This window comes from Candidatus Neomarinimicrobiota bacterium, from assembly GCA_018647265.1.
In the GTDB taxonomy this organism is placed as follows: Bacteria; Fidelibacterota; Marinisomatia; order Marinisomatales; family TCS55; genus TCS55.
This window is the reverse complement of record JABGTK010000144.1, coordinates 1-14943: the sequence shown is the minus strand read 5'-3', so window position 1 is coordinate 14943 and position 14943 is coordinate 1. Positions and strand designations below refer to the sequence as shown.

General features: G+C 41.9%; 12 protein-coding genes. 10 read left to right on the top strand and 2 right to left on the bottom strand.

Annotated elements, in window-relative coordinates:
* Positions 1-75: 75 nt before the first annotated feature.
* From HN459_09020 to lpxK, 5 genes are read left to right on the top strand one after another with little or no spacing between them, the layout of a single operon-like run.
* On the top strand, positions 76-1071 hold the full coding sequence (locus HN459_09020) for a Gfo/Idh/MocA family oxidoreductase (protein MBT3479584.1): 996 nt from the start codon (positions 76-78) through the stop codon (positions 1069-1071).
* A complete protein-coding gene (locus HN459_09015; protein ID MBT3479583.1) occupies positions 1071-1649 on the top strand; it encodes an isoprenylcysteine carboxylmethyltransferase family protein in 579 nt (192 codons plus the stop codon). Before HN459_09020 ends, HN459_09015 begins: the two co-directional genes overlap by 1 nt.
* Before the next feature lie 41 nt (positions 1650-1690).
* Positions 1691-2812, top strand: a complete 1122-nt coding sequence (lpxB, locus tag HN459_09010) for a lipid-A-disaccharide synthase (protein ID MBT3479582.1) — start codon at positions 1691-1693, stop codon at positions 2810-2812.
* Complete coding sequence (locus tag HN459_09005) at positions 2805-3491, top strand: lysophospholipid acyltransferase family protein (protein ID MBT3479581.1); 687 nt, start codon at positions 2805-2807, stop codon at positions 3489-3491. Before lpxB ends, HN459_09005 begins: the two co-directional genes overlap by 8 nt.
* On the top strand, positions 3466-4506 hold the full coding sequence (lpxK, locus tag HN459_09000) for a tetraacyldisaccharide 4'-kinase (protein MBT3479580.1): 1041 nt from the start codon (positions 3466-3468) through the stop codon (positions 4504-4506). The genes HN459_09005 and lpxK overlap by 26 nt, the downstream gene beginning before the upstream one ends.
* A 6-nt stretch (positions 4507-4512) precedes the next feature.
* Here the strand turns inward: lpxK and HN459_08995 are convergent, their stop codons facing one another.
* Together HN459_08995 and HN459_08990 are read right to left on the bottom strand one after the other, a co-directional pair.
* Positions 4513-8196, bottom strand: a complete 3684-nt coding sequence (locus HN459_08995; protein MBT3479579.1) for a VCBS repeat-containing protein — start codon at positions 8194-8196, stop codon at positions 4513-4515.
* A complete protein-coding gene (locus HN459_08990; protein ID MBT3479578.1) occupies positions 8193-10466 on the bottom strand; it encodes a hypothetical protein in 2274 nt (757 codons plus the stop codon). The genes HN459_08995 and HN459_08990 overlap by 4 nt, the downstream gene beginning before the upstream one ends.
* A 219-nt stretch (positions 10467-10685) precedes the next feature.
* Between HN459_08990 and HN459_08985 the strand changes: the two genes are divergently transcribed.
* From HN459_08985 to HN459_08965, 5 genes are all read left to right on the top strand, one after another.
* Positions 10686-11588, top strand: a complete 903-nt coding sequence (locus HN459_08985) for a hypothetical protein (GenBank protein ID MBT3479577.1) — start codon at positions 10686-10688, stop codon at positions 11586-11588.
* A gap of 15 nt (positions 11589-11603) precedes the next feature.
* The gene (locus HN459_08980) at positions 11604-13214 is read left to right on the top strand and encodes a S41 family peptidase (GenBank protein ID MBT3479576.1); all 1611 of its coding nucleotides are present in this window, start codon (positions 11604-11606) and stop codon (positions 13212-13214) included.
* Positions 13215-13293: 79 nt separating this feature from the next.
* Positions 13294-13920 carry a MotA/TolQ/ExbB proton channel family protein gene (locus HN459_08975; GenBank protein MBT3479575.1) on the top strand — a complete coding sequence of 209 codons (627 nt, stop codon included), beginning with the start codon at positions 13294-13296 and terminating at the stop codon, positions 13918-13920.
* 7 nt (positions 13921-13927) lie between these two features.
* Positions 13928-14323 carry a biopolymer transporter ExbD gene (locus tag HN459_08970; protein ID MBT3479574.1) on the top strand — a complete coding sequence of 132 codons (396 nt, stop codon included), beginning with the start codon at positions 13928-13930 and terminating at the stop codon, positions 14321-14323.
* Entirely contained in the window at positions 14320-14733 is a 414-nt protein-coding gene (locus HN459_08965; GenBank protein ID MBT3479573.1) for a biopolymer transporter ExbD, read from the top strand. The genes HN459_08970 and HN459_08965 overlap by 4 nt, the downstream gene beginning before the upstream one ends.
* The last annotated feature ends 210 nt before the right edge of the window (positions 14734-14943 follow it).

Here is a 14943-nt window from a genome sequence, read left to right as displayed (position 1 = left end):
TGAAAAGCAAGGATTTATACCCATACCATCCTATAAATTATCTGCAGTAATTTCGCACGTTTTAAATCAATTATTATGAACAAAACAGATAAAATGATAAATGTCGGCGTGATAGGCGTAGGTCATCTTGGTCAACACCACACCAAACACTATTCACACCTAAAAGATGTTAATCTTGTCGGCGTTTTTGATGTGGATCAAAAACGATGTAAAGAAATCGCGAACAAATTTAATACTAAACCTTTTGAATCGTTAAAGTCACTGCTTAAAAAGACGGACGCACTATCAATTGTAACCCCCACCTCACACCATAAAAACGTCGCCGAAGATTGTATTAAAAATGGTAAACATGTTTTTATAGAAAAACCCATTACCGAAACAGTTAAAGAAGCCGATTGGCTTCTCGAGTTATCAGAAAAGAATAAGACCCTTATTCAAGTTGGGCACATTGAGCGGCTAAACCCGGCTTTGATACCTCTATCTGAATTTGATATAAACCCAAAATTCATAGAGGTTCAGCGGTTGGCCCCCTATATGAGCCGGGGAACAGACGTTCCCGTAGTTCTTGATTTAATGATACATGATATTGACTTGGTACTCGCCTTCGTAAAATCACCAGTAAAACACATCCACGCCAGCGGTGTTTCTATTATGACTGATTCAGTAGATATGGCAAACGCTAGGATTCGGTTTGAAAACGGCACGGTTGCTAGTATTACTTCCAGCCGGGTTGCAAAGGATCGCGTAAGAAAAATTAAAGTATTTCAACAGGACTTATATATTACAATCGATTTTTTGATTGGATTAACAGAGGTTTATAGGGTGATGGACGCCAACGAATCGGACCCAGCGGCAATAATGTCTGCACCAATTGAATCCGACGGCAAACACCGACAAATATTTTATGAAAAACCCACAATTAAAAAACACGACGCCCTTAAAATGGAATTACAGAATTTTATTGAATCTGTAAAAGGAAAAGCGACGCCAATTGTAAGCGGTCGAGACGGGCGAAACGCTTTGGATGTTGCAATACAAATTCATGATAAAATACTTGAGGATTTACATTAATGGATATTAGAAACTTTTTCTTTAAATACAGAAGCTATACGCCAATTCCAATCGGTGTTATGATCGTTTATTTTGCAAGACCGGAGAACGCCTTTTTACCTTTCGGTCTTTCCTTGTTATTGATTGGAGAATTTATTCGAATCTGGGCTGTATCCTATGCAGGCGGAGAAACAAGGACAAGGAACGTTGGCGCGCCGGCACTCTGCTCGTCGGGTCCATATGCTTTTGTAAGAAACCCGCTTTATGTGGGGAATATGTTCATGTATGTGGGCATTGTTATGATGGCTGGCGCTGCAAATGTTTGGCTAATGGCAGCAACAACTTTTTCATTTTTTCTGATTCAATATTCACTCATAATTTCTCTTGAGGAAGAAACCTTGGATAAATTATTCGGCCCCGAATATCTTGATTTTAAAGCCAATGTTCCGGCAATCTTTCCACGGCTGTCACCGTGGAACAGTCCAGATACCCGAAAGCGCTCTGGAATAATGAAGACCATAAAAACCGAAAAACGGACACTACAAAACGTTTCTTTTATTCTGATTTTAATTTCCCTCAGGATTCAATTCTTTTCATAAGACTGGCGGGTTCAGGTTCATGAATCAAAACGAGGGTTAATTTGAGTCAAACCACATTTTTTATTGTTGCCGGTGAAGCCTCCGGTGATTTACACGGAGCCAACCTGATACGCGCCATCAAAAAAGTAGAGCCTTCTTCCCACTTTGTTGGTCACGGAGGAGACGGGATGGTGGCCGAAGGTCTCGATAAAATGTATCATTCAGATCAATTGGCAATTATGGGATTTTCAGAAGTGATTAAGCACCTACCCTTTATGCTGAATGTAATGGGAGAGTCCCTTGGAAGATTAAGAGAGTTGCGCCCAGACAGGATTATTTTAATTGACTACCCCGGTTTCAATCTGCGTTTAGCAAAAAATTGCCAGGGGCTGAACATTCCTATAACATATTTTATTTTACCTCAACTGTGGGCCTGGAAAGAAAACAGAATAAAGTCTTTTCATAAATATATAGACCAGTCTTTGTGTATTTTTCCTTTTGAACAGGATTGGTTTGAATCTCGCGGAGTTGCTACAAATTATGTTGGGCATCCATTTTCAGAAATTGAACAGCCAAAAGCAGGTAAGGCACAATTTTTAAACAAGCACAACTTAAAAGAATCGGATAAAATTCTTACTCTTTTACCCGGAAGCCGTCAACAAGAAATAGATCGCCATTGGCCAGTCTTTGTTGAAACGGTCGCGGCCTTACGCCGTGACATGCCAGAGCTTAAAGTAATTGTTGGGAAAGCCGGCGGTGTAACAATTCCCGAATCAAAACTGGAGATGTTGGTCGAAAAAGAGGAGACACGAGCCGCCATAGCCTTTGGAACAGTAGCTTTAACAGCTTCTGGCACAGCAACGTTAGAATGTGCTGTTTTAGACACCCCAGAGGTTGTGTGTTATAAACTGTCTTCTTTATCCGGACTAATTGCCAAAAGACTAAACAAATCACCCTTCATTGCGATGGTTAATCTTATTGCTGGAAGAGAAATTGTACCGGAATTTTTACAAAAAAACGTAACCGTTAATAATTTAGTGGGTGCTATAAAACCATTATTAGAACATTCACACAAGAGAAGAGCGATGTTAAACGGATTCGAAGAAGTACGTCGCTTGTTAGGATTACCGGGCGTGTATTCTCGGGCTGCAGATTTTATTTTAAAAAGAACAAACAGTGGCTAATCCCGAAAACGAAAAAAGGCTAAAAAACCGGTTTCTTGTTTGGTTTGGAGAGCGAGTTGGCCCATCCATTTTGCGGTTTTTTTATTATACCAACAAATGGGAAGTTGAGGGTGAACATTATTATGAAGCAGCAATTAACAGTGGAAAGCCCGTTATAATTGCTTCATGGCACAATACCCTTTTAACCGTTTTTATGAATCTGGCCAAGCACCAATTTTATGGTATGGCTGGAAACCATTACCCAGACGCTGAAATTGTAGCTCGAATTGGTACAAGGATGGGCTGGAAACTAATCCGGGGTTCTTCCACCGATGGTGGCAGAAAGGCATATGATGATATGTTGTTAGCATTAAAAACACCCGGACATGTTGTCGCCATTACCCCAGATGGCCCCCAGGGCCCCGCAAAGGTTCCAAAAGCCGGCGCAATTCGCGCTGCCCAGAAAACGGGCGCCGTCGTAATTCCCGCTGCCGGACAATCCACCAAGCATTGGGCCTTTAAAAACTGGGACACCTTTTATTTAAACAAACCGTTTGGACGAACCGTACAACTTTATGGTGAACCAATGATTTTTAATAAATCTGATAAATTTGAAGACTGTGCTAAAAGACTAACCGAAGCTTTAAACAAACTGGAAAAAGAGGCTCACTGGCGTGTCGGCGTGGAAGCAACCGATTGAACTAAAATACCGGTACTCCCTGTTTCCGTTGGCAATGTTGTATTGGGGCATCTTGTTCTGGCGAAACTTTTTTTATAACAGGGGCTTTTTTGTGTCAAGGAAACTACCAGCCAAAGTGATAAGTGTTGGCAACATTACCACCGGCGGGACAGGGAAAACACCAACCGTCATCTATTTGGCTAAACTCCTTTCTAAAAAAGGGAAATCCGTTGCTGTTTTAAGTCGTGGATACGGACGGAAAACAGCAGGGACACAAATGGTAACGGACGGAAAATCACAGGCCAAAGATTGGGAAAACTTTGGTGATGAACCGTCTCTTATGGCGCAAATCCTAAAAAACATTCCGATTGTTGTTGATGAAAACCGCCACCGGGGAGGTATGTTTTTGGTGGATAGGTTTAAACCAGATGTAATTATCATGGACGACGCCTTCCAGCACCGGGCCATAGAGCGGGATATTGATATTGTACTCATTAATAGCCAAGATACCCGATCAACCCACAAGCTTTTACCTTATGGGTTTTTGCGTGAACCATGGATCCATTTACGCCGTGCCCACATATTAATTCTAACAAAATCAAATCTTAAAAAACCGGCACCGTTTTTGAGATACTTAGTGAGGGCATCAAAACTTCCTAAAATCAGGAGCACCCTGGAAAGTGGAAATCTTACTTCACACAAAGGTGAGGAGAAAAACTTTTCCGGCGGTACAAGGGTTCTTGCTCTTTCTGCGGTTGGTGATCATGAAGGGTTTCTTCGAACATTAAAAATGGCAGGGTTAAAAATTGTTGGAGAATTGGCTTTTATAGACCATCATGATTATAGCCAATCGGATATTGAAGAAGTAAAAAGGAAACAACAAAAACTAAAGGCCGACATTGTTGTAACAACCGAAAAAGACATGGTGAAGCTGACCCAATTAAAACTATCTGGTCTTGACCTATATAGTATTGGGGCAGAATTCAAACTCAGCCCAAAGGCAGAAAAAAAACTATTAGATATAATTGGCTTTTAAGACTTATTAAATCTGAGACATACCCCAGGCAAACATTACACCCACAAAGGAAAGCAGTAACGGCCACCCGGTGTTAATCATTTGACGCGCACTGGGGTCTTCAAATACATGGATTTGAAATTCATGGGATGTAACGGCACCACGCTCATCCATGGCGATTAAAATTATATCATTGGGCCCTCGTTGATTGGGCCGAGGTTTCCAATTTAAAACGCCAGTCTTTCGATTAAAAGTGGAATATTTTGGCAGCTTCACCGCTTTGTAAGCGACCTTGTCTTTGTTTAAATCTTCCGCCACGACCCGATATTTGTATTGATGTCCGGTAAGGGCAACGGGCCGCGGCGTAGATATAATGTTTGGATTTATATTGACAAAAACCTTTCCATTCTGCGAATCGTTTTGATATCCATCCGAAACTTGGACAGTAAACTGATTCTCATTTATTTGTCCAGACTTTGGTACCCAGACCACCTTCCCCCCTTTACTCATTTGCATACCCTGGGGTGCTTTGATTAAAGTAAACAATAAATTGGCATCTTCATTTTTATCATCTATTTGAAGCTGATATTTAAAAACCTCACCAACCATTGCTGAAACGGGCGGGTTAGAAACGATAACAGGCGGATGATTTACATAAACCTGGAATGACTGTTCATCTTTTGTATATCCATCTGAAACAAGGTATGAAACTTGTTGTTTATCTACTTGATCTGGTGTGGGCGTCCATGATATTGTTCCGGTATATTCGTCAACCTCCATCCCATCGGGGAACTCGAGAAGGGTATATTTCACGGGGCTCAATTTTCTAGCCATAACCTTCGGGGGGCGCCCCCGGTTTCCTTGGAAGAATTCCCAAAGAATATCTTTTATTGCAATGGTCCGGTCGTCCACGGATTCAACAATAATGTTTAATCGGTCACCTTCCCAAAAAACCGAATGAACATACTTTTTTAAATTTAAACGGGAAACCTCCAATGAAAGGGTGTCCGTTTCTTCAAATTCGGTTAAATAAACGGTTTCGGCGTTTTGCCAATCCATTAAATATCGGTCAATATTTTCAATATAAACATCATCACTGATTTGGATTGAATAAATGCGATAATTTTCTGTGAACTCAAGGGGAACCACCTGATTGTAGGGTAGTAAAGCGCCACGGTTCATGTCCGATGTCATTATTTGGTATTGGTAGGATTGGCCAACCTCGCCTTGCATTGGTGGGATTGAAACAATATTTATTGGGGCATTAACATAAAAATCAGCTTCGATCAATCGGGTGACGCGGCCATCACCAACCTCAATCATCAAGTGCGAGAAATCAACATTGGTTTGGGTGGGTTCCCAATGAATCATACCGCCAAAGGGATCCATGCGCATACCTTCAGGCATTTCGTGGGCGGTGAAAACTAGATCGTCTTTTATGTTCGGGTCTGAAATGTCCAATTGAAAACGGTATTCCTCACCAAGATTAATAACATTCATACTCAAGGGTGCCACCTCAACAACGGGAGGATGATTTACATATACAGCAACCGTTTGAGAATCAATAGCAATGCCATGGTTAACCCGAACGGTAAAACGTTGTGTGTCAATTTGAGTAACCAAAGGTGTCCACGTTATAACGCCGGATTTGTTAATTGACATACCTTCGGGCATTGCAGTAAGACCAAAAGCGAGGATATGCTCCAAGTCGGGGCGCCAAATATCCACTTTATAGCGGTAAGGCTCATCCACGGTAGCGTCCAGTGGCGCTTCAGATAAAATTTTTACACCCGCCCGAGCAAAGAGAGAAAAGTTTTGCGTGGCGCGGTCAAAGCCATCGCTAACCACCACTCTAACATCATAAACATCAATATGTGAAGAATCGGTTTGCCAAAACAATGTGCCATCTTCACCAAGCATCATTCCTTGCGGAGAGGCCTCCAGTTGGTAATTGAGAGACACGTCGGGGTTTCTATCTAAAACAATGGGTTTATATATAAAGGTGTCACCAGCAACAAACTCTGTCCCGAACGGCTCAGTGGCAATGATGGGAGGATCGTTTACATAAATCCAAAGACGCTCATCGTCACCCTCAAGATTGGGAACAACTTTATATGTCAGGAGAGAATCTTCTTTGGCTGTCATTGGTGTTACTTCTTCGCCCAGCTTTCGCTCAACGTGGTAAGCCAACTTGTAAGCGCCTAGCTGCGCCTCGTGGGGCACCCAGCGAATTGAACGGGAATCATAATGAAAAAACATTCCATTGGGTGGTGGCTGTAGCCAACGGAAACTGTAAAATTCTTTCTTTTCCTCTTCGGGAAGTGTGTATGCAAAAGATTGATTAACGGTTAAAACGTGTCTTGGTAAGACGCCCCGAGGAAGTGGTTGGCCCATAGTTTCGAGTGGTTTTGGAATTTGGGGTAAAGAAATTTCATCTTTCGGAATATGTGGAAAAACATCAAGGACGTCTTGACCTTGCGGCTGAGCGCCCGCCACATCAGGCCTTTTTGGTTTGGGGCCGTGGCCAAGTTGAGTCAAAAACAAATCTGTTTCATATCCATTCCATCCGGCAGCAATAACAGATCCGGTATAAATACCCCCCATAATAATTGGAAGCGCTGAAAACACCTGTGATCCCAGTTCGTCCTCATCCTCTAGGGTAAAATATTCTGCCGGGTCAACAAGACCGTCTATACTACCATAGGCCAGCGTTAGGATATTCATGTCACCGGACACTAATAATAGGTCATCATAGGAGTCTTGGTTAAAATCAGAGACCCGCATTTCAGAAAGAGGCCCACCCTCTATGGGCAATTTTTCAACCGATAAATAATCATCTGCCAAAGTTAAGCTAATAATATTGCCGTTATAAAAAGGGAGCAGAACATCAGCCGTACCATCTTTGTCCCAATCTGTTACAGAAATTGCCGTTGGGATTAAGCCGTCTAAGCCAGGGATGGGTGTTTCCTGTCCGTCGCCCATGACCAATTCAGATCCAATATTATAAAAAGGCTGTGTTCGTAGCACATCTCCCTCTGGAGATAAAACAATTATTTCATCATACCCGTCTCTATTCCAATCTACAACAGTAACATAAATAGCGGCAATTCCTGACCGCATCCCATTTGGTTTAACCGTTTGTTTCACCACCCACTCATTGTTGCCATTTAAATCAAGAATAACAATTTCTCGCAATGGGCTACCCAACGACACGACCAATTCCTGGTCCATATCACCATCATAATCCATGAGAACAAAATTATGTGCACGTACAAAATTTCTGCCACCGGAAAGGTTTAGAACGCTGCCAGCCTCTTCACTGAAGCGCTCTCCATCCCAATAATAATAAAAAGCAACAGGCTGAAGGAGCTCATCTTGGTTTGGCTCAGCGAGGTTTGAAACGGTGATTAATTCAGGAATACCATCCCCATCTAAATCTCCCAATTCAACATCGATAAAACTTCCGAGCAACCCATCGGGAGCTTCAAGCTCCCAAGACATTTTTTGGTAACCATCTTCATCAAGTTCATAATAACGAATAACTGAGAGTTTTTTATTTACTGAAACGCCAAGTTCTACAGAAACAAACTCTTGTAGGCCATCGCCATCCAAATCATAGGTGCCTTCCATGTGAGTAATCTTTAACCCCTGTCCAAAAAGATTGGCAAGAACAACAAAGATGACGGCAATAATGAGTTTCAAAGTTTTCATGTACTATCCGCCACTGCTTCAGGAAGAACGATTGAATTAGGATTGATCGGAGCTGGTTCACCGGGCGCAACAGATAAGGTATCGGGGGGCATAGCGATTGAACCCAACGGGGAAACCTCCATTGAATCAGAAGATGCGGCCTCAACACGAATTGAATCGGATTGAATAGGTTCGGTTGATTCAAGAATTTTAGTCGGCAAAGCTATTGTATGAGTGGTGTCAACCGATGTTTTATCTTGTAGCTCAATGGCCGGAGAATAAAAAGTTCGAAAATCTGTGTTTGCTTTCAGAGTATCGGGAATTGAGTCCGCATGAAAAACGAATGTATCCCGGTAAGCTTTCTGTAAAGAGGTAAAAATTCGCAAGGGAAAAAAGGAGGTGTCAAAATCAATTTCCGTCAGAGTTTTGTGGGAACCGTTTTCTTTAATAGTAACTTCTCCGCGTATGGCGTAAGGACGACCACCATAATAAGAAACGGTTATTTCATGATCTTGGTTATTAAGAGGTGAAGACAGAGAAATATTTCCAGATATTTTTTGGTCAGATTTTAAAAGAGTTAACATCCCTGTGCCAGCTGATTCCAAACTTAAACTTGAAGGAAACCCTTCAAAAAAATATTCTGGATATTGGTTGAAAGATGTATTCATCCCCTCAGGGTCAAAGGATTGTGGGATAGTATCCAAGGGGGGGGAAAGGGAGGTGTATAGAATATTGCTGTCCAAATCGTGGATTAACGTTAGAGTTACAACAGAATCGGGTTTTTCCGCCGAAGATTTAAAATTAAAGGCAGATGTTTTGTCCTGTTTAACCGCACTTAGGTCTACGGTAACACCAACAGAGATGACACCATTTATATTAGCACTACTAGCGCCGAAAGGTGTTTCTCCCTCAAAAACAAAGCGGTCTTTTTCATCGATATCTTTTGTTGTAATTGTTGTTCTGTGAAAACGCGAAGGTATTAGAATAAAGGGTTCCGGCGGTTTAATTGTATCACCCACCAAAATGATCATAGAGGAATCGCTACCCATCAATATGGGGTGCATGTGGTGCGTGTCTCCAAAGGCGTCTTCCCCACTCATCAATTCTTCCCTTAGACGCATTTTTAGCGCATAAGAAACATCCACCACACCGACATGGTCCCGGGTTGGAACCCAATTTAATGTATAGCTGTCGGGGTTAAAGCTCATTCCGGGCGGAGGGAGGGACCGCCAGTTAAAACTATAAAAGTCCGATGTAGAGTCTGGCAATAGGTACAGATTCAATGTGTCGCCCAGCATAAGTGTGTCTGAAACGAGGATTAAGAGCGAATCGTTTATCTCTGGTTGTGTATCATCAGCGATGGAATCATACAATCCATTTTCTATCCGGGCTAAAATAGTATTGTTGATCTCAATTTCCCCGGCCGCTGATTTCATTCCAAATAACCCAGATTGACTTAGGCGGCTTTCCGTAAAAGTTAGTCCGTTATCAGTAAGACCGAGAACATAAACTTCGCCCGTAGCAAATGGGATTAACAGCTCATCTTGTCCATCTTTATCTTCATCAAAAGGTTGGATATCCGGACCAAGAACAACGCGCGCGCCGTTTACGACAAGAATATCCGAGGCTATTTCTTTCCCCGGGGTTGACACGGAAAACACAGTCGTTTTAAGAACATTGCCCTCTGGGCTAACGAGAGCAACGAATGTTTCGCCCTCACCAGAAAACAGACCCGTATAAACAGGACCGTATCCATTTTTTACCAGCGGGGCTGACTGGGCAAGACTGTTTGATTTTTCGAGAACCCCATTCTTAATCTGGAGGGTAAAAAGATCGGCTCGTCGGGAGGGGGACAGCATAGAAACAGAAAATAGATTTGAGTATGAAGTTAGGTTTGATGGCCGAATCTTGTCTGTTCCGGGAGCACCATTTCGAATTGATTTTTGATTTGAAGAAAAACCTGAACCGTTCCATTCAAAAACCTTTATCCATTCAGAATTATTCCCGGACTGTATTATAACAACCAACTCTACGCCGCCATCCTGATTTAAATCGCTAAATTTTGCATCTATAATAATTCCACCACTGTCTGGCGTAAAGGTCCAGAGGGTTTCATGGGCCCCATTACTGTCCAATTCTACATATTCTAAAGGAGCGACAAGGCCACCAACTTTTAATATTTCACTTTTCCCATTATTGTTAAGATCAAAGGTTCCAAAAATGTACAAGTTCCCGGCAGCCAGCAATCTACAGGCAAAAACAAAGAATCGGGCGGAATACCTAAAAAACAATAGGTTTCCTCCAGACATTTAAAACGGATAAAAGATGGAGCGTTACTATGATAATGTGAATACCCTTACCTACAGGTTCCCTGAAATATAGGTTCTCACCGTCGAATATATCAAGGGAAAGGCCACTTAAATTCGAAAGGAAAATTAACAATTATCTTTCGATATTAGAAACATACGGAATAAATTGAATGCTCATTGTTTGCCCTCTTTTTGAACTTGATGAAAAAAACAATTACAATACTAGCCCTTATGTTTTCTCTGGCAACAGCTCAGGGAGACATTTACCCAACAGAAACAGCCTATGGTGGTGGCATTGGGTTTAGCACAATGTATATGGTGCTGGATTCTGTCCCTGGGGGAAACCTGTTAACGGAGCTTGGCTTGGACGTGAGGGATCTTTCCTCACGGCCATTGGTTTTTCATGGCGGCGAGGGGTTTGCCCAAATGTCTGGCCCTTGGCGATTGGGTGGATACGCGGGAATTGGCGCAGCCCAAGTCAGTAATGTATTTGATATTCATTTATATGCAGACTGGGACAGTATTGCGGGATACAAAGAACCGGCCATTGGGGCAAAAGGTGACACACTGTATCCCTTTTCAGATAATTTATCTGTAAAGGCGCGCTTAAATTTTTTAATGGGCGCCATGACAATCGAATATGTTTTTCCTGTTTATAGAGATTTAGAAGTTATGGCCGGCGCTTTAATGGGCCTCGGCCGCTACACCCTATCTGTTGATCAACACATTGGTACTCCCAAATGGAATGATTTTGGCAAAAGCATGTTTGGATATATTTCCGATAACAGTGTATTTGTTGAGCTGGACACACTCGGAAGAACATACGCTGAGGCGGCGCACACCTTTCGTGCGGAAGGGTTGCGTCCCATCAACGTGAACGGATCTATGACAGAGTTGAGTAGCACATTTTTTAATTTTCAGCCTTATGTTGCAATTAAATGGCAATTTCTTGATCGGATGGGTTTACGAATTAGCGCCGGATATAACAAGGGAACCATTGGTGCCGGAAAGTGGAAACTGAATGGGCACATTCCAATTAATGATTCGCCCAAATCAGCCCTCCAGGGGATAACAATTCGAACTGTCATTTATTTCGGCCTATAGAGACAGATTAATTATATGAATAAAGGAAAAAACTTTTCAAAGTGGACCCTTTTGGCTGGGATAACGGCAGGGCTACTTATTGCATTTCCTTTCACACAGGCAATTTCTTCTACTCAGAAAAACCCCTATTCTATAGTTGAGAAGAAATTCAAAGTGATGACCCAGATTCTGAATTATGTAAATCAACTCTATTACGAAGATATAGATATGGAAATGCTTATGGATGGCGCATTCAAGGGGATAATGGATCAACTGGACCCCCACTCCATATTTATTTCAGCAAAAGACCAGAAAAATATTAACGAAATGTTTCGCGGGGAATTTCAAGGGATTGGTATAGAGTTCGACATCCTAAATAATTACATAACAGTGATTGCGCCGGTTATTGGTGGTCCATCAGAAAAGGCAGGAATTCGGGCTGGCGATTGGATTGTTGAAATTGACGGCGAAAGTGCGAAAGGAATTGAACGGGAAGATGTTTATAAAAAACTCCGCGGCAAAAAAGGCACTCGGGTCAATCTAAAAATTGGACGAATAGGTACGAATCCATTTGATGTAACCATTATTCGAGACGATATACCATTGTATAGTGTTCGCGCTAGCGTTATGTTAGACGATAGAACGGGTTATGTTTGGCTCACAAGGTTTTCTGCAAAATCAGGACCGGAGGTCCGCAAGGCCATGAACAAACTGTTAGGCCAAGGCATGGATAGAATGATTCTTGATTTGAGGAATAATGGTGGCGGGATATTGGACCAGGCTGCGGAAGTTGCCAATATTTTTATCGCCCGCAGGGATACCTTGGTTTACACAAGAGGGAAAAACAAAAAAGCGGAACAAGCCTTTGTTGCATCACCCCAAAAGGGGAATGAAGATTTTTCTGTTATTATATTAATTAACCGCGGCTCCGCTAGTGCTAGTGAAATTGTTGCCGGCGCCATTCAAGATTTAGACCGAGGCTTGGTTGTGGGTGAAACCAGTTTTGGAAAAGGGCTGGTTCAAAGCCAAAGGCCTCTTGTTGACGGATCGGCAATTCGCGTAACCATTGCTCGATATTATACTCCCAGCGGAAGATTGATTCAACGCCCTTTTAATAATGGCAATCTTGAAGATTATTATCGCGAATTATATGAAGAAGACCGCGAAGAAAAACTGGATTCTCTCAAAAAGCTTCGGCCACCATTTTCTACACGAGCAGGCAGAACGGTTTATGGTGGCGGTGGAATTACCCCTGATGTCCATATTCCTTGGGATTTAAAATTAAACGATACCACCAGAGGAATTTTAAGCAACCCAACTCGTCCGATGTTTAATTGGAGTGCTGCTTTTGTAAGGGCCCAAAAAGATTTGCCGGACAACTTTAGAATATTTCAAAGTGAGTGGGAGCTTCCACAAAAAGCCTTGGGAGATTTTTTATCATTTGTAAAAAATGAAAATGTTGATTTTGATTCAAGCGGAATAAATGAAAATGAGGCTTACTTACGTACAATTCTCAAATCAGAAATAGCCGGGGCTATGTGGGGCCGAAATGAACTTTGGGGTATTAGAGTCGCGTCTGACAACCAAGTTATGGATGCCCTAAAACATTTTAACGAAGCTGATGCATTCTTGGCTGATAGCTATTAAATTCTCGCGCTTAACAATTGACTTTCCTTAGAGGTAAGGGATAACTTCAACTACGTATATGACTTAAAAGGAGAAAAGAATGGTTCAATATTTCATTGATGGTGGCACATTTATGTGGCCCATATTGGTATCACTAGTGTTCGGACTTGGGTTTGCTTTAGAACGAGCATATTCGCTTGTTGTTTCATCTATAGATTCCCAGAAGTTTTTTAAAGATGTTTCTGAAACTTTGGATAAAAGCGGTGTTACAGCGGCTGCTGAGCTTTGTAACGAAACGCGGGGACCCGTGGCAGAAATTTTCCATGCCGGTCTTTCAAGGGCTCACCGTGGTTTGGCAGACGTGGAAAAAGCAATCCAAAATGCCGGTTCGCTCGAAATGGCATTTCTTGAAAAAAACATGATATGGCTGAATACCGTAATTACCGTTGCTCCCATGGTCGGGTTTACAGGGACAGTTGTGGGTATGATTGACGCGTTTGATGCAATTAAAGCGGCCAACGATATTTCACCAGCGGTTGTTGCGGGCGGGATTTCAAAGGCGCTTTTGACTACAGCGTTTGGTCTGATTACAGCTATGATCATCCAAATTTTCCAAAACTTTTTTGTTTCAAGAATTGATAAACTAATTTTTGACATGGAAGAAAACTCCTTAAAGCTGGTTGATCAGCTTTATGAAATAGACGCTGCTAAAAAGAGCAAGAAGTAGTTAACCCATGGCGGGAAAACGAAGATTTAAAGGGGGCGAAATCCCTACATCCTCAATGGCAGATATTGCTTTTTTGCTTTTGATATTCTTTTTGGTAACCACAACCATTGATATGGACAAAGGGTTGGGAATGGTGTTGCCGGCAGAAGGTGAAGAAATAGAAATCAGCAAGAAGAATATTTTAAACTGTCTAATCAACTCCACGGGGAATGTATTGCTTGGCGGTGAGGGTGTTGAAATTAGAAACCTGTCAAAAACTGTTCGGCAAAAGTTGGTTGAAAACGACAAACTCGTAATTTCAGTAAAAGCACACAAAGCGGCATCTTATCGAGATTATGTTGCAGTTATTGATCAATTGAAAAGAGCAAACGCGACGCGTATATCGATTGCGGAGTCTAACTGATGAAGGTTAAAAGAAAAACACAAATCGATTCAGAAATTCCAACGGCCTCTATGCCGGACATCATTTTTATGTTGTTAATCTTTTTTATGGTTACAACAGTTTTACGAGAATATTCTGGACTTCCTATTTCGCTTCCGAAAGCCAAGCGGATTGAAAAATTGAAATCAAAACGTCACACATCCCACATTTGGGTTTCTAAAGAAGGATTGATTTCAATTGAAGATAAACTTTATGCTTCTGATGGAGTTAGGCACGTGATGTATGAAAAACGTGTATCCGACCCTCAACTTGTCATTTCGCTTAAAGCAGATGAAAGAGCAAAAATGGGATTGATTAGCGACATCCATACGGAACTGAGAAAAGCTGACGCATTGAAACTAAATTATTCATCAAAAACGGCGGTAGATTAATATGCGCACTGAACAATCAGCTGCCCTAAAGTTTCTTTACCCAATTGTTGTCCGGATAACTAGCTTTGCAGGAATAGCCCTTCTCATCTTTACATTCTTGATTTTCCCCCGGGCGGTTAAACCTTCGATGTTGGATGAAGAAGTTCAAATCATAATTGAGCAGATTGATATACCCCAAACAGAGCAATTCGATCGCCCCCCCCCCCCCGC

Coding starts and splice junctions, on each gene's coding strand:
- HN459_09020 (MBT3479584.1), top strand. CDS start 76: ATGAACAAAACAGATAAAATGATAAATGTCGGCGTGATAGGCGTAGGT.
- HN459_09015 (MBT3479583.1), top strand. CDS start 1,071: ATGGATATTAGAAACTTTTTCTTTAAATACAGAAGCTATACGCCAATT.
- HN459_08995 (MBT3479579.1), bottom strand. CDS start 8,196: ATGAAAACTTTGAAACTCATTATTGCCGTCATCTTTGTTGTTCTTGCC.
- HN459_08985 (MBT3479577.1), top strand. CDS start 10,686: ATGAAAAAAACAATTACAATACTAGCCCTTATGTTTTCTCTGGCAACA.
- HN459_08980 (MBT3479576.1), top strand. CDS start 11,604: ATGAATAAAGGAAAAAACTTTTCAAAGTGGACCCTTTTGGCTGGGATA.
- HN459_08975 (MBT3479575.1), top strand. CDS start 13,294: ATGGTTCAATATTTCATTGATGGTGGCACATTTATGTGGCCCATATTG.
- HN459_08970 (MBT3479574.1), top strand. CDS start 13,928: ATGGCGGGAAAACGAAGATTTAAAGGGGGCGAAATCCCTACATCCTCA.